At 53.6% G+C, this 22239-nt stretch carries 19 protein-coding genes; 9 read left to right on the top strand and 10 right to left on the bottom strand.

Features of this window, described 5'->3' with window-relative positions; genetic code table 11:
- Window positions 1-16: 16 nt before the first annotated feature.
- From fucR to fucP, 5 genes are all read right to left on the bottom strand, one after another.
- On the bottom strand, window positions 17-727 hold the full coding sequence (gene fucR, locus J4614_RS13930) for an L-fucose operon activator (protein ID WP_023262703.1): 711 nt from the start codon (window positions 725-727) through the stop codon (window positions 17-19).
- 57 nt (window positions 728-784) lie between these two features.
- On the bottom strand, window positions 785-1207 hold the full coding sequence (gene fucU, locus J4614_RS13925) for an L-fucose mutarotase (RefSeq protein ID WP_000920848.1): 423 nt from the start codon (window positions 1205-1207) through the stop codon (window positions 785-787).
- A gap of 1 nt (window position 1208) precedes the next feature.
- Window positions 1209-2627, bottom strand: a complete 1419-nt coding sequence (gene fucK, locus J4614_RS13920; protein ID WP_208293213.1) for an L-fuculokinase — start codon at window positions 2625-2627, stop codon at window positions 1209-1211.
- Window positions 2628-2727: 100 nt separating this feature from the next.
- Window positions 2728-4503, bottom strand: a complete 1776-nt coding sequence (gene fucI, locus J4614_RS13915) for an L-fucose isomerase (protein WP_000724131.1) — start codon at window positions 4501-4503, stop codon at window positions 2728-2730.
- A gap of 31 nt (window positions 4504-4534) precedes the next feature.
- Window positions 4535-5851: an L-fucose:H+ symporter permease gene (gene fucP, locus J4614_RS13910; RefSeq protein ID WP_000528622.1), complete on the bottom strand. Its 1317-nt coding sequence runs from the start codon at window positions 5849-5851 to the stop codon at window positions 4535-4537.
- A 555-nt stretch (window positions 5852-6406) separates the two neighbouring features.
- Between fucP and fucA the strand changes: the two genes are divergently transcribed.
- Together fucA and fucO are read left to right on the top strand one after the other, a co-directional pair.
- Window positions 6407-7054 (top strand): L-fuculose-phosphate aldolase, encoded by a 648-nt coding sequence (gene fucA, locus J4614_RS13905; RefSeq protein WP_000440831.1) that lies wholly within the window; start codon window positions 6407-6409, stop codon window positions 7052-7054.
- A gap of 16 nt (window positions 7055-7070) precedes the next feature.
- Window positions 7071-8219: a lactaldehyde reductase gene (gene fucO, locus J4614_RS13900; protein WP_000013562.1), complete on the top strand. Its 1149-nt coding sequence runs from the start codon at window positions 7071-7073 to the stop codon at window positions 8217-8219.
- Window positions 8220-8310: 91 nt separating this feature from the next.
- Here fucO and xni read toward each other — a convergent pair whose 3' ends face one another.
- The 5 genes from xni to queF all read right to left on the bottom strand — a co-directional run bounded on the left by xni (window position 8311) and on the right by queF (window position 14842).
- Window positions 8311-9066 carry a flap endonuclease Xni gene (gene xni, locus J4614_RS13895; protein WP_001530269.1) on the bottom strand — a complete coding sequence of 252 codons (756 nt, stop codon included), beginning with the start codon at window positions 9064-9066 and terminating at the stop codon, window positions 8311-8313.
- A 169-nt stretch (window positions 9067-9235) separates the two neighbouring features.
- On the bottom strand, window positions 9236-10603 hold the full coding sequence (gene sdaB / locus J4614_RS13890; protein WP_000626384.1) for an L-serine ammonia-lyase II: 1368 nt from the start codon (window positions 10601-10603) through the stop codon (window positions 9236-9238).
- 58 nt (window positions 10604-10661) lie between these two features.
- The gene (gene sdaC, locus J4614_RS13885; RefSeq protein WP_000450462.1) at window positions 10662-11951 is read right to left on the bottom strand and encodes an HAAAP family serine/threonine permease SdaC; all 1290 of its coding nucleotides are present in this window, start codon (window positions 11949-11951) and stop codon (window positions 10662-10664) included.
- A gap of 564 nt (window positions 11952-12515) precedes the next feature.
- Window positions 12516-13880 carry a nucleotide 5'-monophosphate nucleosidase PpnN gene (gene ppnN / locus J4614_RS13880; protein WP_000627973.1) on the bottom strand — a complete coding sequence of 455 codons (1365 nt, stop codon included), beginning with the start codon at window positions 13878-13880 and terminating at the stop codon, window positions 12516-12518.
- Between the two features lie 113 nt (window positions 13881-13993).
- Window positions 13994-14842 carry an NADPH-dependent 7-cyano-7-deazaguanine reductase QueF gene (gene queF, locus J4614_RS13875; protein WP_000100465.1) on the bottom strand — a complete coding sequence of 283 codons (849 nt, stop codon included), beginning with the start codon at window positions 14840-14842 and terminating at the stop codon, window positions 13994-13996.
- Between the two features lie 68 nt (window positions 14843-14910).
- Between queF and syd the strand changes: the two genes are divergently transcribed.
- The 7 genes from syd to gudD all read left to right on the top strand — a co-directional run bounded on the left by syd (window position 14911) and on the right by gudD (window position 22186).
- The gene (gene syd, locus J4614_RS13870) at window positions 14911-15456 is read left to right on the top strand and encodes a SecY-interacting protein (RefSeq protein ID WP_000343990.1); all 546 of its coding nucleotides are present in this window, start codon (window positions 14911-14913) and stop codon (window positions 15454-15456) included.
- A gap of 612 nt (window positions 15457-16068) precedes the next feature.
- Window positions 16069-16398, top strand: a complete 330-nt coding sequence (locus tag J4614_RS13865; RefSeq protein ID WP_000207010.1) for a YqcC family protein — start codon at window positions 16069-16071, stop codon at window positions 16396-16398.
- Window positions 16398-17180 (top strand): tRNA pseudouridine(65) synthase TruC, encoded by a 783-nt coding sequence (truC, locus tag J4614_RS13860; RefSeq protein ID WP_000890034.1) that lies wholly within the window; start codon window positions 16398-16400, stop codon window positions 17178-17180. Before J4614_RS13865 ends, truC begins: the two co-directional genes overlap by 1 nt.
- 18 nt (window positions 17181-17198) lie before the next feature.
- Complete coding sequence (locus J4614_RS13855) at window positions 17199-17648, top strand: flavodoxin (protein WP_000807739.1); 450 nt, start codon at window positions 17199-17201, stop codon at window positions 17646-17648.
- Window positions 17649-18129: 481 nt separating this feature from the next.
- Complete coding sequence (gene gudP / locus J4614_RS13850) at window positions 18130-19488, top strand: galactarate/glucarate/glycerate transporter GudP (RefSeq protein ID WP_079779773.1); 1359 nt, start codon at window positions 18130-18132, stop codon at window positions 19486-19488.
- On the top strand, window positions 19485-20825 hold the full coding sequence (locus J4614_RS13845) for an enolase C-terminal domain-like protein (protein WP_000211804.1): 1341 nt from the start codon (window positions 19485-19487) through the stop codon (window positions 20823-20825). Before gudP ends, J4614_RS13845 begins: the two co-directional genes overlap by 4 nt.
- 20 nt (window positions 20826-20845) lie before the next feature.
- Window positions 20846-22186 (top strand): glucarate dehydratase, encoded by a 1341-nt coding sequence (gene gudD / locus J4614_RS13840; protein WP_000107109.1) that lies wholly within the window; start codon window positions 20846-20848, stop codon window positions 22184-22186.
- Window positions 22187-22239: the final 53 nt, after the last annotated feature.

Raw genomic sequence — 22239 nt, 5'->3', positions numbered from 1 at the left:
CGCACGCTTGTCCGGCCTATGACTGCGGCGCATCTGAAACAATATGCGTCACGTCATCCAGATGGCCGATGCGCGCCTCTCCTGAACGATTAAATTTACTTTTATCAATCAATAATAAAGACTGCGAGGCGCGCCTGAGCAGGATAGATTTAAAATCGGCGTTGATCGCATTGGAGTCCCACAGATCGCCGCCGCCGTCGATTCCCTCGCAGGAAAAGATGAACAGATCGATATCAAGCGATTTTAGCTGTGAGATAAGCGACGGGTTAACGTAACAGCCATATTTACGTTCAAGCTGGCCGCCGGAACTTATCAGCGCAATGCGTTCGCGTTTTCCCAGCTCCTGACAGATAGGATGGCTATTGGTAAAAACCTGAATGGGAATATCCGGCAACTGGCGGGCCAGATACCAGCAAGTTGAACTGGCATCCAGCGCAATCGTCGTTCCTTCTTCTATCCACGCTAACGCTTCACGGGCAATATCGGCTTTGTGCGCATAATGGCTTTTCAGGCGGATATGGAATGGATCGCCGCTGTCCTGATTTTCACGATGAATATATTTAGCTCGTCCGTGATTACGCAGCACTTTTCCCTGCGTCTGTAGTTCACTGAGATCGCGGCGGATGGTCTCTTTACTGACGTTAAGCCGGGTGGCCAGCGCTTCGGTGGTCAGACTTTTATGATTGATCAGCAGATCGACTATCGCTTGTTGGCGTGCCGCTTTCATTTTTCTCACCCCATCATTCGATGAACGCCCGCGTCATGCGGGCGCACCGGCAAGAGATTACGGCGTTACCCCTTTTTTTAAAAGAATATTTCCGTACTTCGCGCACTCACCTGTGATAACGATCGCAAACGCTTTTTGCGCCCGCTCATAAAACGCATAGCGGTCGATACGAACGATATCCGGGCACGGCGCTTCTAATGACAAGGCATCGCGATAGCGCGCTTCAACGCTGGGATCGAGCGTGTCGCCTTCCACGGCGGCCATCATCACCAGCGGAGGGGCGTAGCTATCCAGCTCAAAGAGCGGAATAATTGCCCGCAGTAGATCGCTGACGCTAAGACCATCGGCGCGAATCACCTGCGGGCCCAGGCTATGCGCGGGAAAGTGAGCGTCGGAAAAAATGATTTCGTCCCCGTGGCCCATCTCGGCCAGCACTTTGAGCAGTGTCGGGGAAATTAACGGTGAAATGGTTTTTAGCATTTCATACTCCCTCAATAATTTCAGGTTCGGTTTGCGGCCAGAAATAGCGATACTGATAATTGACCTGCGCACGCGCCTGTTCCGGGCTATTAAATTCGCCTACGCCGTACCAGCCAAACATGGCAGCGCCGGCCACGGTGGTTTCCGCGTCGTCCAGCACCTTGATAGGGAGAGCAAGCTGATTCGCTTTAATTTGATTCCATAAAGCGTTGCGACTGCCGCCGCCAACCAGTAACAGTTCTGTGGTGTTAAAATGGCCGATTTTCTCCAGCGTGCGCAGATTACGTTGCAGTTGCGCCGTCAGGCCTTCCAGCGCGGCGCGATAGAAATGGCCGCGGGTGGTATTGAGCGTCACGCCCTGCCAGCCTGCATTTTGGCAGGCAAGCAGATCGCACTGCATCCGCACGCCTTCCGCGCCAGCGGGAATAGCGCGCGCTTCGTCGATCAGCGTTTGCCATGGCGTTTCCGGCGTCCACAGCAGTTTTCGTACCCATTCGAGTACGCCGGAGGCCAGCCACTGCATTCCGGGGTTATAAAGCCCCGACTGACTGTCCAGTTCACAGGTCGAGCCTGGATACTGGCTGAGCAGCGAGGTATCCACCTGACCGCTGCGCACCATCAGAATCTCCCATGTTCCTGAGGAGAGCACCGGTTCACCTTGCTGCGCGCCAGCGCCGAATAACGCGAACTGAGTATCGTGTCCGGCAGAGATCACCGGCACACCCGCCGGGAGACCGAGTAGCCTGGCCGCGTCTGTCTGTAGCGTGCCTATCTGGGCGCCCGCTTCCACGATACGCGGGAACAGGCGGCGCGCCAGGCCCGTCGCCTGCAGGATTTCCGGACTAAAGTCGCGCTGATGGATATCCAGGAGCTGGCTGGTGCCTGCCATAGTGATATCGGTCGTAAACTCGCCGGTCAGACGGTGGTTAATCAGCGACGAGATAAACAGCCAGCAGTGAGCTTGTTCCAGCAGGCGCGGATGATTCTCTTTAAGCCAGACCAGTTTATACAGCGTGTTAAAGCTGAACGCGCCGACGCCGGAGAGCGTCTGCAATTGCCGGGGCGAGATAGAGCGCTCAATCGTTTCCATCACGGCAGCGGTTCGCGGGCATTTCCAACTGATGACCGGGTAGAGCAGCTTACCCTGCGCATCGACCAGCGCGCCATCGACGCCGAACGTAGTCACCGTAATACCGCGAACAACACACTCCGACAGGGCGCTGGAGAGTGACCTGCAGCAGTCGGCGAAACGTTGCAGGATGGCGTCCAGCGACCACTGATGCCAGGTGCTATTTTCTGCGGCAATGTCGCTGGCGTTAGCGGTTGAGGCGCGGGCGACAATTTTCCCCAGGCGATCAACGGCGATCGCCCGAACGTTAGTCGCACCGCAGTCGAGAACCAGGATAACGTCTTGTTTCATAGATAACTCCATAAACGCCGCCCGATGGCGCTACGCTTATCCGGCCTACGGTTCACGCGCCCGTAGGCCCGGTAAGCCTGCGCCACCGGGCTAAGCCGCATTAACGTTTATACAGCGGGCCATAATTCTGGCAGGCACGATAATCCTGGCCTTCGATATCCATACCGTGAGCCGCCCAGGCGGAAGGACGGTAGATCTTCGCCTCCTCCACGTTGTGCATACATACCGGGATACGCAGCATCGCGGCGAGAGTAATAAAGTCCGCCCCTACATGGCCGATGGTGAGTACGCCGTGGTTAGCGCCCCAGTTCGCCATCACCGAATAGACATCGGTAAACGGGCCTTTGCCGGTAAGACGCGGCGCAAACCAGGTGGTAGGCCAGGTAGAGTTGGTGCGGGCATCGAGCTGATCGTGCATCGCTTTCGGCAGTTCGACGCTCCAGCCCTCGGCGATTTGCAGTACTGGCCCCAGGCCTTTGATGATATTCACGCGGGTCATGGTGAATGGCACGCCGCCTTCGGTCAGGAAACGGGATGAGTAGCCGCCGCCGCGGAAGTATTCGTGAATCGCCGGGCACCATTCGGTGGCCGCCAGACACGCATCCGCCTCTTGTTGGCTGATTTCCCAGTGCGGTTTCATAGTCGGCTTGCCTTCGCTGTCGCGCTGTTTACAGGCACCGTCCAGAGCGGCAGAACCGGAGTTAATCAGGTGAATAATGCCATGCTCCGCCAGTCCGCTAAGCGCCTGGCCGGTGACGCGTTCTACGGCTTCCGGCGACCAGTAGGTTCGCACGTCGGCGAAGATCTGCGCGGTACCAGTGAGTTGATGGCCGAACAGCATCGCTACGCCGTTCAGACTGTCATTTTCGGTGGCGACGACAAACGGTTCGCGTACGCCGTTCCAGTCAAAAGAACTATTGAGCAGCGCTTCGGCGGTATCGCCGTTCGGGTATTGATCGGTCCAGTGGCGCTGGCCCTGGAAGCCGGCGGCAATGGCGTTGTAGCCCAGCGATTCTTCAACTAACCCTTTGTCCGCCAGCGTCTTGTTGCCCTGCATCATGTCGCGAATACACATCGCCATCAGCAGGCTCTCTTTTAACACCGCGCGGTTCTGGGCTTCATTGCGCTTATACTGCGAGGCGTTTTGATCTTCGCCGTAGCGGAAGTTTTTATCCGCCCACGCCAGCGCCATCTCCAGTTCGGCCTCATCATAAATTTTTTGATCGATACGGCGGCGCAGTTCGGTCATATCTACCGCTTGCACCTTCATGCCCAGCCAGGATTCAAAGAAATTATGATCGACAATGGAACCCGCGATCCCCATCGACACGCCGCCGACGGAGAGGTAGCTTTTGCCTTTCATACTGGCAACCGCTAACCCTGCCCGCGCAAAACGCAGCAGTTTTTCTTCGACGTCGGCGGGAATGGAGGTATCGTCGGCATCCTGCACGTCATGGCCATAAATGGAGAACGCCGGAATGCCTTTCTGGCTGTGCGCCGCCAGCGCTGCGGCAAGGTAAACCGCCCCGGGACGCTCTGTGCCGTTAAAGCCCCAGATGGCTTTTGGACGCATCGGGTCCATATCAATGGTTTCACTGCCATAGCACCAGCACGGCGTAACGGTAATGGTCACGCCCACGTTCTGGCTACTGAATTTTTCTTCACAGGCGGCGGATTCCGCCATTCCGGCAATACAGGTATCCGCAATGACGCACTCCACCTGTGTCCCACAGGCGTGGCGGATTTTCTCGGTAATGAGCGCCGCCGTCGCTTTCGCCATGTTCATGGTTTGCTCTTCGAGCGACTCGCGTACGCCCATACGACGTCCATCAATCACCGGGCGGATACCGATTTTCGGTAAGCTGATTTTTTTCATGACAGATTCCTCACGTTATTCGGATAAATGTTCAGTTTGTCGCCGCTTGTGAACGGAAACGGGCAAAAATGAAGATGACGGCAAAGCACAATGCCGGAACCAGTTCGGCGGTCGGGATTTTGCCTGCGGCGTCGCTAACGAAGCCCATTACTGGCGTGACAATACCGCCGCCAATAATGGTCATGACGATAAAAGACGAGCCGTACTTAGTGTCCTGTCCCAGATTTTTGATACCCAGCGAGAAGATGGTTGGGTACTGGATTGACATAAATGCGCTACACAACGTCAGCGCCAGCAGGCCGATATGTCCGCCGCTAAAGGCGGAAATCAGACACAGGAGCATGGCAAACAGGGCGTAGGCGGCCAGCACTTTATGCGGAGCGAAGCGGCTGATAAGCCAGGTCCCGGTGAAACGGCCGATAAAGAAGCACACCATCGTGCCGGTCAGGTAATTGGCGGCGAAACCGGGCGTCATTCCAGGGATCTCCTCAATGGCGTAGCGGATCAGATAGCTCCAGCAGGCGGTTTGCGCCCCCACGTAGCAGAACTGCGCCAGCACCGCCCAGCGCCAGTGGCGGATACGGATGAGTCGGGAGAGAGAAGATAAGAAAGAGCTTTGTTTAGCATCGCTATGATCGTCACTTTGCAGGGCCGGAAATTTGGTCAGCATAATCAGCAGCGCAACTACTAATACGATGGCGACGATAATCATGTATGGCGTTTGTACCGATAACACCAGGCTGTGTTTATAGGCGCTAAGCTGATCCGGCGTCATTTTATCAAGCGCTTCTTGCGATTGATGCGGCACGTTAGACAAAATAAGGCTTTGCCCAAACACAACGGCGATAATAGCGCCAAAGGAGTTAAAAGTTTGCGCCAGATTAAGCCGGAAATGTCCGCCGCTTTCTGGACCTAATACCGTAACAAAAGGGTTGGCTGCAGTTTCAAGGCAGCCTAAACCGGCGGCGATGATAAACAGGCCAATTAAAAATAATGTGTAATTCATTATCTCGGCGGCAGGCCAGAATAATGCGGCGCCAACAGCATACAAAAAAAGCCCGGTGATAATCCCTGCTTTATAACTGAGTTTTTTCATCAAAATCCCAGCGGGGATTGGAATGACGAAATAACCGAAATAAAACGCTGACTGAATAAGCCCAGCCTGAAAGTTAGTTAGCGTAAAAGCTTGTTGAAACTGCGGTAATAAAATGTCATTCAGATTATTGGCGACGGCCCACAGAAAAAATAGCGAGCAAAGTAAGGCGAATGGAATAATGTAGCGCTTGCTCTTGCTTTGCTCTGCATCCACAGCACGAAAACTCTGCGTTTGTATTGTTGTGTTTCCCATAGCATCCTCATCGGTTCAGAAGCTTTTGCGTGCGGTCGGTTCTGGTCACCAGACCGTAAAATTAGGTGAGTTCGCTTTTCTTACCGGTAATAAATTGGCGTCCGGAATGAACTCATGGATTCATTTTCAAATAAAAAAGGCCTTTTAATATGATGGCGGTCACATTTATACCTGAGAGCAGAGCGTTCTGTGATTATCATCACTTTAATTTTCATAAAAAAATGACCGTTTGAGATGTTTAATTTAAAAAACCACAGACTGAATGCCCGAATTAAATTATTGCCACGAAAACGGGCAGTAGTAACTTATTCTTCATCTTTGCCCGTTTTAAAAAATATTATTAAGAGCGGGCATTTATCGGCGAGAGAAACGGTAGTCGTCTGGTTTATCGTGGCGAATTAATTGATGTGAATCACAAAATATCGTTATTTAAATTCCCTTCTCTTTATTCAGTATGATGATAGTTGCTAACTATTCGATTATTTCAACAGGACAGCAGCGCGATGCGAAAGGCGGTTTTGTTGTCTCATTTTGAATCACAGAGAGAGGTAAATAATGGAACGAAATAGACTGGCGCGGCAGATTATTGATACCTGTCTGGAAATGACGCGGTTAGGGTTAAATCAGGGGACGGCAGGTAACGTGAGCGTACGTTATCAGGGCGGAATGCTGATTACGCCGACGGGGATCCCCTACGAGAAGCTGACAGAGTCGCACATTGTTTTTATTGATGCTGACGGTCAGCATGAGCAGGGCAAGCTGCCTTCCAGCGAGTGGCGTTTTCATATGGCGGCATACCAGACGCGCCCTGACGCCAATGCTGTGGTACATAACCACGCTGTCCATTGTACGGCAGTCTCGATCCTGAATCGCCCGATTCCGGCAATTCACTACATGATTGCCGCCGCAGGGGGAAACTCTATTCCCTGCGCGCCCTACGCCACTTTTGGCACCCGCGAACTTTCTGACTATGTTGCCGTGGCGCTTAAAAATCGTAAAGCGACACTGTTACAGCATCACGGGCTTATCGCTTGTGAAGAAAATTTAGACAAAGCGTTGTGGCTGGCGCATGAAGTGGAAGTGCTGGCGCAGCTCTATTTAAGTACGCTGGCCATTGTCGATCCGGTACCGGTACTGGATGACGAGGCGATCGCTATCGTACTGGAGAAATTTAAAACTTACGGATTACGTATTGAAGAGTGATGTCAGGAGACAGGCGATGGCGAACAGAATGATTCTGAATGAAACGGCATGGTTTGGCCGGGGAGCGGTGGACGCATTAACCGATGAGGTGACGCGCCGCGGTTATCATAAAGCGCTGATTGTTACGGATAAAACGCTGGTGCAATGCGGTGTGGTCGATAAAGTGACAAGCAGAATGGATGCCGCAGGGCTGGCGTGGGAAATCTATGCGGGCGTGATCCCTAATCCTACGATTTCCGTTGTCCAGGAAGGGCTTAAGGTCTTTACCCAAAGCGGCGCGGACTATCTCATCGCCATTGGCGGCGGTTCTCCGCAGGATACCTGCAAAGCGATCGGTATTATCAGTAACAATCCGGAATTTGCCGATGTGCGCAGTCTGGAAGGGCTATCGCCGACCCGTAAACCCAGCGTGCCGATTATGGCGATCCCGACAACGGCGGGAACCGCGGCGGAAGTCACTATCAATTATGTGATTACCGATGAAGAGAAACGGCGCAAATTCGTTTGTGTCGATCCACATGATATTCCGCAGGCGGCATTTATCGATGCCGATATGATGGACGGTATGCCGCCCGCGCTGAAAGCGGCAACGGGCGTGGATGCGCTAACCCATGCTATTGAAGGCTATATTACCCGGGCCGCATGGGCGCTGACGGATGCATTACATATCAAAGCCATTGAGATTATTGCTGGCGCGCTGCGCGGCGCCGTAGCCGGAGAAAAAGAGGCCGGTGAGGCGATGGCGCTGGGGCAATACGTTGCCGGGATGGGGTTTTCCAATGTGGGGCTGGGACTGGTGCATGGGATGGCGCATCCGCTGGGCGCGTTTTACAACACGCCGCACGGCGTCGCGAATGCTATTTTGCTTCCGCATGTGATGCGTTTCAATGCCGGGTCTACCAACGAGAAATTCCGTGATATCGCCCGGGCGATGGGGGTGAAGGTAGAAGGATTGAGCCTTGAAGAGGCGCGTAATGCCGCAGTGGAAGCCGTATTTGCGTTAAATCGCGATGTGGGAATTCCGCTGCATTTGCGTGATGTCGGCGTTCGAAAAGAGGATATCCCGGCGCTGGCGCAGGCGGCGTTCGATGATGTCTGTACGGGCGGCAATCCGCGTGAAGCGAGTCTGGCGGACATTGTCGAACTGTATCATATCGCCTGGTAATTTTGCCGGATGGCGCTGCGCTTATCCGCTCTACATTTCGTGCAGTCCTGTAGGCAGGATAAGGCGTTCACGCCGCCATCCGGCAACAAAACTACCGCGCCAGCCGTAGCTGCTGTAAGTTTCCGTCGATATGTAAATCGGTTTGCAGACGTGCAATATCGCGGCAGAGAAATGCCATTTCTTTATGCATCTCAAGCTTTTTGCGCCACTTTTCCGGCACCTCGTCCAGATGGGCGTAAATTCCCTCCAGATTTTGAAACTGAATCAATAGCTGGGTCGCGCTTTTGGGGCCGATACCGGCAACGCCGGGGACTTTCGAACTGCTGATTCCTGCCAGACCCCAGTAATCCGGCAACTGTCGGGGAAGTACGCCAAACTCTTTTTCAATAAACGGCGCGTCCAGCCAGCGTTTCTGGAAGTAGTCGCGAATGCGCAATCCCGGAGAGAGCAACTGGCAATAGCCTTTATCGGTTGACACAATGGTTGCCTGGTGTCCGGCTTCGGTAACTTTTAGCGCCAGCGTCGCCGCCAGATCGTCCGCTTCATTACCATCTGATGCCCAACAGCGTACGCCGCGCTGTTCAAACGCGGCGCGTAGGGCGGGCATTTCATTATGTAAATCGTCAGGCATCGGCGGACGTCCTGCTTTGTAGTCCGGCAAACGCTGGTGACGCCAGCCGCTGCTGCGCGCGTCGTCATCAAATACCGCTACGGCATGGGTTGGCTGGCTGTGGATAATCAATTGATCGAGCGCGTGTTGGCAGGTTTCCACACAGGGCGATCCCTGAACGGCGTGAATACGGCGAATCAAATTGAGCGCGTCGACGATAAGCAGATGAGCAGCCACGGTGTTCTCCCTTACAAACCTGCGCGTAGGGTAACATTCACGGCGGGGGGAGGCGAGCATTGCGAAATAGCGCTATCCGTAGGCCTGATAAGCGAAGCGACATCAGGCAACAAAGCCGGATGGCGACGAGCGCCTTATCCGGCCTACAGATCCTAAAATGTGCTGAGAATTAATCGCAGGTAACGATCTTCATCGCCAGGCCGCCGCGCGAAGTTTCGCGGTACTTAGCGTTCATGTCTTTACCGGTTTCGTACATGGTCTCAATCACTTTATCGAGGCATACACGCGGTTCGCTGGTACGGCGCAGCGCCATACGCGCGGCGTTGACTGCTTTGACTGAAGCAATCGCGTTACGCTCAATGCAGGGAACCTGTACCTGACCGGCAACCGGATCGCAAGTTAACCCCAGATTATGCTCCATGGCGATTTCTGCGGCGATACACACCTGCGCCGGACTACCGCCCAGCAGCTCGGCCAGACCCGCTGCCGCCATGGAACAGGCCACGCCGACCTCTCCCTGACAACCCACTTCGGCGCCGGAAATAGAGGCGTTCATCTTATACAGCGAGCCAATCGCGCTGGCGACCAGCATATAGCGAGCAAGTGAGTTAGCATTTACTTCGCGGATAAACTTGTCATAGTACGCCAGCACCGCCGGAACAATACCACATGCGCCGTTAGTCGGCGCAGTGACTACTCGTCCGCCTGCGGCATTCTCTTCGTTCACCGCCAGCGCGAACATATTGATCCAGTCGACGACCGCCATCGGATCGGTGGTGGTCTTATCCTGACTGACCAGCACCCGACGCAGCGCCGCCGCGCGACGCGGAACGCGCAGTTTGCCCGGCAATACGCCCTCGGTGGTGATACCGCGCTCGATACCGCTGCGCATTACCTCCCAGACCCTGGCGAAGTGCTGCTCCAGCGCTTCTTTACTGTGCAGGGCCAGTTCGTTTTGCATCATCAGACCGGAGAGCGACAGACCCGTCTCCTGGCAGTGGCGCTGTAAATCCGCGGCGGTTTTGTAAGGGTACGGCACGTTAACAGGTTCGCTATTCGTCAAACCAAAGTGCTCTTCATCGACGATAAAGCCGCCGCCAATGGAGTAGTAGGTTTGGCTGTAGAGCACCTTATCGCCCGCCAGCGCGGTAATACGCATCCCGTTTTCATGCAGAGACAGGTTGTCGGCGTGGAAATTCATGCACTTATCGACCGGAAATTCGACTTCATGCTGCCCATTGGCCAGTAGTAAACGCCCATGGGTGTTCACATCCTGGATAAAGGACGGAATGGCGTCGATATCGACGGTGTCCGGCAGATTCCCCGCCAGGCCCATAATAATGGCGATATCAGTGTGGTGGCCTTTACCCGTCAATGACAGAGAGCCGTAGACATCCACCACGACGCGGGTGACATCTGTAAGGATATGGCGGGCAATCAGATCGTCCGTGAACTGCTTGCCTGCTTTCATTGGTCCGACGGTGTGAGAACTGGAAGGGCCAATGCCGATTTTAAAAATATCGAATACGCTAATCATAGGGCATCCATTGCGGTTGTATCATAGAGAAGCGCCGCGGTAAGCGGCGCTAAAGGACTTAGCTGAACAGTGAGTAGAAAATAGCGGAGATGGCAATCAGGCCCATAATCACAACGAATACGTTGCTGATATGACCGCTGTACTTACGCATTGCCGGTACTTTCTGGATGGCATACATCGGCATCAGGAACAGAATCATCGCGATGATCGGGCCGCCCAGGGTTTCAATCATGCCCAGGATGCTGGGGTTCAGCGTCGCCACAATCCAGGTGGTGACCAGCATGAACAGCGCGGTAATTTTATTCAGTTTGTTGATTTCGATGGATTTACCTTTACCACGCAGCGATTTAATCACCATACCGTTAAAGCCTTCACGCGCGCCCAGGTAGTGGCCGAGGAAGGATTTGGTGATAGCAATCATCGCAATGATCGGCGCCATCCAGGCGATGATCGGCGCGTTAAAGTGGTTCGCCAGGTAAGACAGAATAGAGATGTTCTGCTCTTTTGCTGCCGCCAGATCTGCCGGCGTCAGGCTCAGCACGCAACTGAAGACGAAGAACATCACGGTTAGCACCATCATGATGTGGGCGAAGGCCAGAATTTTAGAACATTTCTTCTCAGCGCCTTCACCGTACTCTTCACGCTTCGCAACCGCGAAGGAGGAGATGATCGGGGAGTGGTTGAAAGAGAAAACCATCACCGGAATCGCCAGCCACAGCGTCATCCACAGACCGTTACCGGTAGACGCGGCGGAATCAAAGGACAGCGTTTCCAGCGCCGCGCCGTTCCACTGCGGGATCAGGTACAAGGCCAGCAGCATCAGCGCAGCGACGAACGGGAATACCAGGATACTCATCGCCTTAACGATCATTTGCTCGCCGAAGCGCACGATGGTCATCATGCCAACAATCAGGATCAGGGAAAGAATCGCCCGCGGCGGCGGATTAATCGCTAACTGGTGGGTCAGGAAGCTTTCCACGGTATTAGTAATCGCCACGCTGTAAACCAGCAGGATGGGGTAAATCGCGAAGAAGTAGAGCAGGGTAATCAGTTTACCTGCGCCGATACCGAAGTGTTCCTCAACGACTTCAGTGATGTCTTCACCCGGGTTTTTACCGGACAGCACGAAGCGGGTTAAACCACGGTGTGCGAAAAAGGTCATCGGGAAAGCGAGAATCGCCATGATGATAAGCGGAATCATGCCGCCGACGCCTGCGTTGATCGGCAGGAACAGAACGCCCGCGCCGATAGCCGTGCCGTAAAGGCCCAGCATCCACATGGTATCCGTTTTGCGCCATGCGCTTCGAGAGTCAATCGAAGCAATCGTGCTGGTCTGAGTGGTTTCCATCTATTTCTCCTGGAGGATGCTAAAAATCAGGTTGCTGGTCTAATCCAATGAAAAAAGACCTGATCGTAAAATGAAATCTGCTTAGGGACGCTTTTTATATAATTTTTCGCCGTAATAATTTTCGGGCGGAAAGATACATTTAAGTGATGAATCTATCAGTGATCCCGATCTCAAATGCAATAATCCGCTTCTTACATGGATAAATTTGGACCATTAATCTATTAAAAAAACGTCATAACGAATTTCCGGGCGCGAAGGCTACCATTAACGATATAAGGCCGGAAAGATTGGGGCGCAAGATACGGAGGTTTGACTATAAAAATCAAGGTTTTTAGTGAATTCTGGCGAAGAATAAGAGTTTGAACCGATAAATCACGGTAAGAGGAGTGAGGTAAACGTTTGCCTGGCAATCTATTTATGGTGAATTATAAATGGTGTTTATAAAACAATGCGGGCTATGCCTCTGATGATCATCATAAAAAATGAAGGCATACGTTAATCGCCATACCGCAATGAAAGGAATGGGGGAAGCGCCCGGCTGCTGGCGGCAACCGGGCATAAGCGCTAAGCGCAGATCTCGTAACAGGGGATGTAGGCGGAACCTGGCAATTTCATACGATGCTGCGCGACGAATCCCTGCAGCAGATCGTCCATGCGACGCATCATCTCTCGATCGCCGTGGATTTTATACGGACCATTAGCTTCAATGGCGCGTATCCCGACCTCCTTCACGTTCCCCGCGACAATACCGGAGAAGGCGCGTCGCAGATCCGCCGCCAGAATCTCAACCGGCTGATCCGGGTACAGTTTCAGGTTGGCCATATTCTCATGCGACGGCTCAAACGGCACCTGCAGATCCGGTGCAATACGCATCGACCAGTTAAAACTATAGGCGTCGCCGGTATCGCGGCGATTCTCTTTCACTTGCGGCATCGCTTTCTTCATCAGCCGCGCTACCTCCGCCGCATCGTCAATGATGATGCGGTAATGACGGCGGGCCGCTTCGCCCAGCGTATGGGTAATAAACTCATCCAGCACGCGGAAGTAATCGGCGCTCTCTTTTGGTCCGGTCAGGATCAGCGGCAGCACCTGATTTTTATTGGCTGGATTCATCAGAATCCCCAGCAAATAAAGCAGCTCTTCCGCCGTACCCACGCCGCCCGGGAAGATGATGATACCGTGTGCGATACGGACGAACGCTTCCAGGCGTTTTTCGATATCCGGCATGATGATCAGTTCGTTCACCAGCGGGTTAGGCGGTTCAGCCGCAATAATGGAAGGTTCAGTCATGCCGATAAAGCGGCTGTCTTTATAACGCTGCTGCGCGTGACCGACCGCCGCGCCCTTCATGGGGGCTTCCATCGCCCCAGGGCCGCAGCCGGTGCAGATGTTCAGCTCGCGTAATCCCAACTGTGTGCCGACGCGACGGGCATACAGGTACTCGTTTTCGTTAATTGAGTGGCCGCCCCAGCATACCACCATGTTTGGCGCTTCGCCGACGTGCAGCGCCCGGGCGTTGCGCAAAATGGAGAACACCAGATTGGTGATATGTGTTGAGCTTTCAAGATCCAGATGCTGGAAACGACCGGCATTATGGATCTGCCCATTCACAAAGAGAATGTCGCGCAGCACCGCGAACAGGTTAGCCTGTAGCGCACGAATAATCCGCCCGTCAACAAAGGCGTCTTCAGGCGGATTAATCAATTCCAGCTTCACGCCGCGCTCGCGGCGCAGCACGTTAATATCGAAATTTTCAAAGCGGGACAGCAGCTCTTTGCTGTTGTCGGTCAGGCTGCCGGAGTTAAGAACGGCAAGTGAACAGTTACGAAACAGTTGATACAGGTCGCTACTGGCCGTGCGTTTCAGCATGTCCACTTCCAGTTGCGACAACATATCCATTGAGCCAAGCGGGCTAATATGTGTAATCAAGTAAACTCCTTATGGGACGCAACACGCCATTCCCTGTTGATTACAATAGCCCTGGCTGATGACCTTTCACAACCTTACATGCGCAATCCGGCACGCAAAATTGACAAAAAAGATTACTGACGCGCCAGCCTGCCCGTGGCGGGCACAAAATCGGCATTGCTGCGCCAGGGATTAATGTCCAGCCCGCCGCGGCGGGTATAGCGCGCATAAACGCTTAACGTTTCCGGCTGACAGAAGCGCAGAATGTCATTAAAAATACGCTCTACGCACTGCTCGTGAAATTCATTATGGTGACGGAAGGAGACCAGATAACGCAGCAGTTTTTCCCTGTCGATTTTGCGCCCGCGATACTGAATTTGTATTGAGCCCCAGTCCGGTTGGTGGGTGATCAGGCAGTTGGATTTCAGCAGATGACTGACCAGCGTCTCCTCTACTTGCTTCTCGCCGCTGACCGCATGTTGCAGATAGTCGGTAGTAAACTGGTAGTTGTCGATACTGATATCCTGATCGTCAATACAGGTGCCGTGGAAATGGGCGACAGGCTGTCCTTCCAGCTCATCAAGACGATGAAGCCTCACGCTAACGTTGCCCTGCGCGCAGGCGCGCAGATCGCGCTCCAGCGTCTGGCGCACCGTCTCCCAGGTGTCAAAGCGCGTCTGGTTAAAGCTGTTCAGATACAGTTTAAAGCTTTTGGATTCGATTAAATTAACGCTGGTGTAATCCAGTTCGACATGCCCGACGGCGACCTGCGGAAGACCACGGCTGTTAAGCCAGGAAAGTTCATACAACGTCCAGATATCCGCGCCGTGGAACGGCAAATTATCGGCTGTTAATCCGAGCGGGTCGCGATTCAAACTGCGCGGTACGCCCTGCAGCAGGCTGGCGTCATAATTGTCCCGGTAATCCGTTGATTTTCCGAGAGTCAGGCCATCGAGAGCCTGATGGTTTTCATAAGAAGACATGTTTCACCGTCATAAACCAGATACACTATGCGCCAAGTGTATCCTGGCTTTTATGAAGAGAGAAACTGGTGGACGAACTGACAGCGCAGGCATTGAAAGCCTTTACGACGCGTTACTGCGACGCGTGGCAAGAAAAACACGGTAGCTGGCCGTTGAGCGAAGAACTGTATGGCGTACCTTCTCCGTGCATTATTTCTTCAACCCGCGATGCCGTTTACTGGCAGCCGCAACCTTTTGAAGGCGAAGAAAATGTAAACGCGGTTGAACGCGCCTTCGATATTATGGTACAACCTGCGCTCCACGCGTTTTACACCACGCAGTTTGCTGGCGACATGCCCGCGCAGTTCGCGGATGAAAAGCTTACGCTACTGCAAACCTGGAGTCAGGATGACTTTCGGCGCGTGCAGGAAAATCTGATAGGCCACCTGGTCACGCAAAAGCGGCTCAAGCTTCCTCCCACGCTTTTTATTGCGACGCAGGAAAATGAGCTTGAGGTCATTTCGGTCTGTAATCTGTCCGGCGAGGTGATTAAAGAAACGCTGGGCACCCGCAATCGTACCGTTCTTGCCGCAACGCTTGCGGAATTCCTTACGCAACTTAATCCTCTTCTGTAATCGTTTGCCCTAACAGGTGTGAGAGATCTCTTACAAAGTCTGTAGGAGATCGCCAGGATATCAGCGGATACTGAGTCCCGTTTTCTTATGTAAGTCTATATAAAACAACCTGTTAAAATGTTTTTGCGCACTTTCATATGAAAATTTACTTAAGGTATTGTCTGTAGGTGTCTTGTAAGACAAGGTGAAACAGGCGATTCTATCTTCGTCGACAGGGAGTCGTACAACGAAGCGAACGTCAGGATGATGACGCTTCAGCAGGACACGCCAGGATGGTGTTACAAGGAAAGGCTTCAGGATGAAGCAAAGTGGAAAGCGCAGGATGCGTTAAAGGACACCTCCAGGACGGAGAACGAGAGCCGATCAGGATGTTCGGCGGGTCTGGATGACCAGGGACGCTTCAGGAAGAAGCTATCACATCGGGCGATGTGCGCAGGATGCAAACGTTCAGGATGAACAGGCCGTAAGGTCACAGGAAAAGTTGTCACGGATGAGCAGGGAGCACGAAAAGTAGCTGGAATGCTGCGAAACGAACCGGGAGCACTGTTTATACAGTGCTCCCTTTTTTTTTGTTATTCTTCGCGCCAGATTTTCATCATTGAGGTTTTTAACATGACGACTCATGACCGTGTGCGTCAGCAGTTACATGCGCTTGAAACGCTGCTGCGCGAGCATCGCCACTGGCGGCTGGATGCGCCGCAGGCGCACCTGTTTACCAGCACCCAACCATTTTTTATGGATACCATGGAACCGCTGGAATGGCTGCAATGGGTATTGATCCCACGTATGCATACCCTACTTGATAATGCGCAGCCACTGCCCGAGGCGTTTGCCGTCGCCCCTTATTATGAAATGGCGCTGGCGGCGGATCATCCGCAGAGGGAGGCGATCCTGGCGGTTTTGCAGGATCTGGATGCGCTATTCGTCCGCGATAAATCCTGATGCTGGAGATCCTCTATCAAGACCAGTGGCTGGTTGCCGTGAATAAACCCGCAGGCTGGCTTGTTCACCGGAGCTGGCTGGATCGCGACGAAAAAGTCGTGGTCATGCAAACGGTGCGCGACCAAATCGGCCAGCATGTTTTTACCGCCCACCGTCTCGACAGACCCACGTCGGGCGTACTGTTAATGGGGCTGTCCAGCGAAGCGGGACGCCGTCTGGCGCAGCAGTTCGAGCAGCACCACATCCGTAAACGCTACCATGCCATTGTGCGCGGCTGGCTGATGGATGACGCAGTACTGGATTATCCACTGGTGGAAGAGCGCGATAAAATTGCTGATAAATTCGCCCGCGAGGATAAAGCGCCCCAGCCGGCTGTAACGCAGTATCGCGGACTGGCGACGGTCGAAATGGCGGTGCCGACCGGACGTTATCCCACCACGCGTTATGGTCTGGTTGAGCTGGAACCAAAAACGGGACGCAAGCACCAGCTTCGTCGTCATCTGGCGCATCTGCGTCATCCTATCATCGGCGACAGCAAGCATGGCGATTTGCGACAAAACCGCAGCGCCGCAGAGCATTTTGCCTGTCGTCGCCTGATGCTTCATGCCAGTCGGCTTGAACTGACGCACCCCTTCACCGGACAGCCGTTGATGATTCAGGCCGGGTTGGATGAAACCTGGATGCAGGCGCTGACACAGTTTGGCTGGCGTGGACTTCTCCCTGACAATGAAAGGGTTGAGTTTACGGCGGCGTCCCGGCAGGATGAGACTCATCAGGCATAATTCAGGGAGATACGCATAATGGCGGAAATTGGTATTTTTGTCGGGACCATGTATGGCAACTCACTGCTGGTGGCGGAAGAAGCGGAAGCGATCCTCGCCAGACAGGGCCACAGCGCGACCGTGTTTGAAGATCCTGAACTGTCCGACTGGCAGCAATATCAGGATAAGGTTGCGCTGGTCGTTACCTCGACGACCGGGCAGGGCGATCTACCGGATAGCATTGCGCCGCTCTTTCACGGCATTAAAGATACAGTCGGTTTTCAACCAAACCTGCGTTACGGGGTGATTGCGCTAGGTGATAGCAGCTACCCCAATTTCTGTAATGGCGGCAAACAGTTTGATGCCCTGTTGCAGGAGCAAAGCGCGCAGCGGGTGGGGGAGATGTTATTCATTGACGCCAGCGAACATCCGGAGCCGGAGAGCCAATCCAATCCCTGGGTTGAAAACTGGGGAACTTTACTTTCCTGAGGTAAATCCCTCCCCCCTACGGGAGGGTACCTTTTCGTTTGCTTGCGTTGCCAGTAAGCAAAATCACGACCTGTACACAGTGTAAAGTAACTGAATCGTGTTAGCTTTGGGCATATGCCCGCAAAAGCGGCAGTTTTTTACGGGCGTTTTCATGTAATCAAGCGACCTGTTTCACATTCTTCTCTTTTTATTCCTCCTGCGTCGACGCCTGACGCCTTCTGATTTCATTTCCGTGAAGTGGCTTCCACTGTCCTGGGCTTTTGCCATAAACAGGCGTAATTCATCGCCAAAATACTGTGTTGTTGCACGGTGAGTGTGTGTGGCGCGCTTTTTATACTTCTCCTGCCAGTGAATAAAAGCATGCAGCGTGCAAAGCAAACGACCTAATAAAAGCTGCAACAAGGAAACGTTATCTCTGATTCCCTACCGGTTGTGCAGTTCAGAGTGAGCGTAGCTAACGCGAAATTTCAGGAGTGCAACAATGAGTTCATTAAGTCACGCGGCGAGTAGTGTGGAGAAACGCACGAACGCCCGCTACTGGATAGTGGTGATGCTGTTTATCGTCACATCCTTCAACTACGGCGACCGCGCCACATTGTCCATTGCCGGCTCAGAAATGGCCAAAGATATCGGCCTTGATCCGGTAGGCATGGGCTATGTTTTTTCTGCTTTTTCATGGGCCTATGTTATCGGGCAGATCCCGGGCGGCTGGCTGCTGGACCGCTTTGGTTCCAAACGCGTCTATTTCTGGTCTATTTTCATTTGGTCAGTCTTCACCCTGTTGCAGGGTTTTGTCGATATCTTTAGTGGTTTCGGCATTATTGTCGCCCTCTTTACGCTTCGTTTCCTGGTTGGTCTGGCGGAATCGCCTTCTTTCCCGGGCAACAGTCGCATCGTTGCAGCCTGGTTCCCGGCGCAGGAGAGGGGAACGGCAGTGGCCATCTTTAACTCCGCGCAATACTTTGCCACGGTTATTTTCGCGCCGATTATGGGTTGGCTGACGCACGAAGTGGGCTGGTCGCATGTCTTCTTCTTTATGGGCGGGTTAGGGATCATCATCAGCTTTATCTGGTTGAAAGTTATCCATGAACCAAATAACCATCCGGGCGTAAATAAGAAAGAGTTGGAGTACATCGCAGAAGGCGGCGCGCTGATCAATATGGATCAGAAAGACACCAAAGCGAAAGTACCGTTTAGCGTCAAATGGGGCCAGATCAAACAGCTGCTGGGCTCTCGTATGATGATTGGCGTTTACATCGGTCAGTACTGTATTAACGCATTGACCTATTTCTTTATTACCTGGTTCCCGGTCTATTTGGTCCAGGCGCGCGGCATGTCGATTCTCAAAGCGGGCTTTGTCGCCTCGGTTCCTGCGGTCTGCGGCTTTATCGGCGGCGTGTTGGGCGGCATCATTTCCGACTGGCTGATGCGTCGTACTGGCTCCCTGAATATCGCGCGCAAGACGCCGATTGTGCTGGGGATGTTGCTGTCAATGGTTATGGTGTTCTGTAACTATGTGAACGTGGAATGGATGATCATCGGCTTTATGGCGTTGGCTTTCTTCGGTAAAGGTATCGGCGCGTTGGGCTGGGCAGTAATGGCGGATACCGCGCCGAAAGAGATCAGCGGTCTTTCCGGCGGCTTGTTTAATATGTTCGGCAATATCTCCGGTATTGTGACGCCAATCGCGATTGGTTACATCGTTGGCACCACCGGTTCCTTCAACGGCGCGTTGATCTATGTCGGCGTACATGCCCTGGTGGCCATCATCAGCTATCTGGTGCTGGTAGGCGATATTAAGCGTATTGAACTGAAACCTGTCGCAGGACAATTATCATGACAACGCAATCCAGTCCCGTTATTACGGACATGAAGGTCATTCCGGTTGCCGGACATGACAGTATGCTACTCAACATCGGCGGCGCGCATAACGCGTACTTCACCCGTAACATCGTCGTCCTCACCGATAACGCCGGGCATACTGGCGTCGGTGAGGCGCCGGGCGGAGAAGTGATTTATCAGACGCTGGTCGATGCTATTCCGATGGTATTAGGCCAGGAAGTCGCCCGCCTGAACAAAGTGGTGCAGCAGGTGCATAAAGGCAACCAGGCCGCTGATTTTGACACCTTTGGTAAAGGCGCATGGACGTTTGAACTGCGGGTTAACGCGGTGGCGGCTTTGGAAGCGGCGCTGCTTGATCTACTGGGACAGGCGCTTAATGTGCCGGTCTGTGAACTGTTAGGACCCGGTAAACAGCGCGATGCCGTCACCGTGTTAGGCTATCTCTTCTATATTGGCGATCGTACTAAAACCGATCTGCCGTATCTGGAAAGCACGCCGGGCAGTCATGAATGGTACCGTCTGCGCCATCAGGAAGCGCTGAACAGCGACGCGGTCGTGCGGCTGGCGGAAGCGTCTCAGGATCGCTACGGTTTTAAAGATTTTAAACTCAAGGGTGGCGTGCTGCCGGGCGAACAAGAGATTGATACCGTTCGCGCGCTAAAAAAACGCTTCCCGGACGCGCGTATTACCGTGGATCCGAACGGCGCCTGGCTACTGGATGAAGCCATTGCGTTGTGCAAAGGGCTGAATGATGTACTGACCTACGCGGAAGATCCGTGCGGCGCGGAGCAAGGATTCTCTGGTCGTGAAGTCATGGCGGAGTTCCGCCGTGCTACAGGACTGCCGGTAGCGACCAATATGATTGCCACCAACTGGCGTGAAATGGGACACGCGGCGATGCTCAATGCGGTAGACATTCCTCTTGCCGACCCGCATTTCTGGACTCTCACCGGCGCCGTTCGCGTGGCGCAACTGTGCGATGACTGGGGGCTAACCTGGGGCTGCCATTCGAATAACCATTTTGATATTTCACTGGCGATGTTTACCCATGTCGGCGCGGCGGCGCCAGGCAAACCCACCGCTATTGATACGCACTGGATCTGGCAGGAGGGCGATTGCCGCCTGACTAAAAATCCGCTGGAAATTAAAAACGGCAAAATTGCCGTTCCGGATGCGCCAGGACTGGGCGTGGAGCTTGACTGGGAACAGGTGCGAAAAGCGCATGACGCGTATAAAACGCTGCCAGGCGGCGCGCGTAATGATGCAGGCCCGATGCAATACCTGATCCCCGGCTGGACTTTTGACCGCAAACGCCCTGTTTTTGGTCGTCACTAATTCTGAATAAGGACACAGTTATGAGTACTCAATTTACGACGCCTGTAGTGACTGAAATGCAGGTTATCCCGGTTGCGGGCCATGACAGTATGCTGATGAACCTGAGCGGCGCGCATGCCCCGTTCTTCACGCGCAACATCGTCATTATTAAAGATAACTCCGGTCATACCGGGGTCGGCGAGATTCCGGGCGGCGAAAAAATCCGCAAAACGCTGGAAGATGCGATCCCACTGGTGGTGGGAAAAACGCTGGGTGAATATAAAAATGTCCTGACCGCCGTTCGCAACCAGTTTGCCGATCGCGATGCGGGCGGACGCGGTTTACAAACGTTCGATCTCCGTACCACTATCCATGTGGTGACTGGTATTGAAGCGGCAATGCTTGACCTTTTAGGCCAACACCTGGGCGTCAACGTCGCTTCGCTGTTAGGCGACGGTCAGCAGCGCAGCGAAGTCGAAATGCTGGGTTATCTGTTCTTTGTCGGCAATCGCAAGGCCACGCCACTGCCGTATCAGAGCCAGCCGGATGAGCCATGCGACTGGTATCGTCTGCGCCATGAAGAGGCGATGACGCCGGAAACGGTAGTGCGTCTGGCGGAAGCCGCCTATGAAAAATACGGCTTCAACGACTTCAAACTGAAAGGCGGCGTGCTGGCGGGCGAAGAAGAGGCCGAGTCAATCGTAGCGCTGGCGAAACGTTTCCCACAAGCGCGCGTCACGCTCGATCCAAACGGTGCCTGGTCGCTGAACGAAGCGATCAGCATTGGTAAATACCTGAAAGGTTCTCTGGCCTATGCAGAAGATCCGTGCGGCGCGGAGCAGGGTTTTTCCGGACGTGAAGTGATGGCGGAATTCCGTCGCGCGACCGGATTACCGACGGCCACCAATATGATAGCGACCGACTGGCGTCAAATGGGGCATACGCTGTCGCTGCAATCCGTCGATATCCCGCTGGCGGACCCGCACTTCTGGACTATGCAAGGCTCTGTACGCGTGGCGCAAATGTGTCATGAGTTCGGTCTGACCTGGGGCTCGCACTCTAACAACCACTTTGATATTTCGTTGGCGATGTTTACCCATGTTGCCGCGGCGGCGCCGGGCAAGATCACCGCGATCGATACCCACTGGATCTGGCAGGAAGGCAACCAACGTCTGACTAAAGAACCGTTTGAAATTAAAGGCGGCATGGTGCAAGTACCGACCAAACCGGGGCTGGGCGTTGAGCTCGATATGGATCAGGTGATGAAAGCGCATGAGCTTTATCAAAAGCATGGCTTAGGCGCGCGTGACGACGCGATGGGAATGCAGTACTTAATTCCTGGCTGGACGTTTGATAATAAGCGTCCTTGCATGGTGCGTTAAGTCAGAGCCGGTTCCGTAAGGAACCGGTCCTTCTCTGGGTGTATGCTTAACAG

It is taken from the genome of Salmonella sp. 32031103-2018-00083-FB-01-SM-01 (assembly GCF_017571995.1).
Lineage (GTDB): Bacteria > Pseudomonadota > Gammaproteobacteria > Enterobacterales > Enterobacteriaceae > Salmonella > Salmonella enterica.
This window is presented reverse-complemented; position numbering and strand designations above follow the sequence as displayed.

Excerpts from the sequence above, each read along its gene's own strand:
- fucR (WP_023262703.1), bottom strand. The coding sequence starts at position 727 with ATGAAAGCGGCACGCCAACAAGCGATAGTCGATCTGCTGATCAATCAT.
- fucU (WP_000920848.1), bottom strand. The coding sequence starts at position 1,207 with ATGCTAAAAACCATTTCACCGTTAATTTCCCCGACACTGCTCAAAGTG.
- fucK (WP_208293213.1), bottom strand. The coding sequence starts at position 2,627 with ATGAAACAAGACGTTATCCTGGTTCTCGACTGCGGTGCGACTAACGTT.
- fucI (WP_000724131.1), bottom strand. The coding sequence starts at position 4,503 with ATGAAAAAAATCAGCTTACCGAAAATCGGTATCCGCCCGGTGATTGAT.
- fucP (WP_000528622.1), bottom strand. The coding sequence starts at position 5,851 with ATGGGAAACACAACAATACAAACGCAGAGTTTTCGTGCTGTGGATGCA.
- fucA (WP_000440831.1), top strand. The coding sequence starts at position 6,407 with ATGGAACGAAATAGACTGGCGCGGCAGATTATTGATACCTGTCTGGAA.
- fucO (WP_000013562.1), top strand. The coding sequence starts at position 7,071 with ATGGCGAACAGAATGATTCTGAATGAAACGGCATGGTTTGGCCGGGGA.
- sdaB (WP_000626384.1), bottom strand. The coding sequence starts at position 10,603 with ATGATTAGCGTATTCGATATTTTTAAAATCGGCATTGGCCCTTCCAGT.
- sdaC (WP_000450462.1), bottom strand. The coding sequence starts at position 11,951 with ATGGAAACCACTCAGACCAGCACGATTGCTTCGATTGACTCTCGAAGC.
- queF (WP_000100465.1), bottom strand. The coding sequence starts at position 14,842 with ATGTCTTCTTATGAAAACCATCAGGCTCTCGATGGCCTGACTCTCGGA.
- J4614_RS13865 (WP_000207010.1), top strand. The coding sequence starts at position 16,069 with ATGACGACTCATGACCGTGTGCGTCAGCAGTTACATGCGCTTGAAACG.
- truC (WP_000890034.1), top strand. The coding sequence starts at position 16,398 with ATGCTGGAGATCCTCTATCAAGACCAGTGGCTGGTTGCCGTGAATAAA.
- J4614_RS13855 (WP_000807739.1), top strand. The coding sequence starts at position 17,199 with ATGGCGGAAATTGGTATTTTTGTCGGGACCATGTATGGCAACTCACTG.
- gudP (WP_079779773.1), top strand. The coding sequence starts at position 18,130 with ATGAGTTCATTAAGTCACGCGGCGAGTAGTGTGGAGAAACGCACGAAC.
- J4614_RS13845 (WP_000211804.1), top strand. The coding sequence starts at position 19,485 with ATGACAACGCAATCCAGTCCCGTTATTACGGACATGAAGGTCATTCCG.
- gudD (WP_000107109.1), top strand. The coding sequence starts at position 20,846 with ATGAGTACTCAATTTACGACGCCTGTAGTGACTGAAATGCAGGTTATC.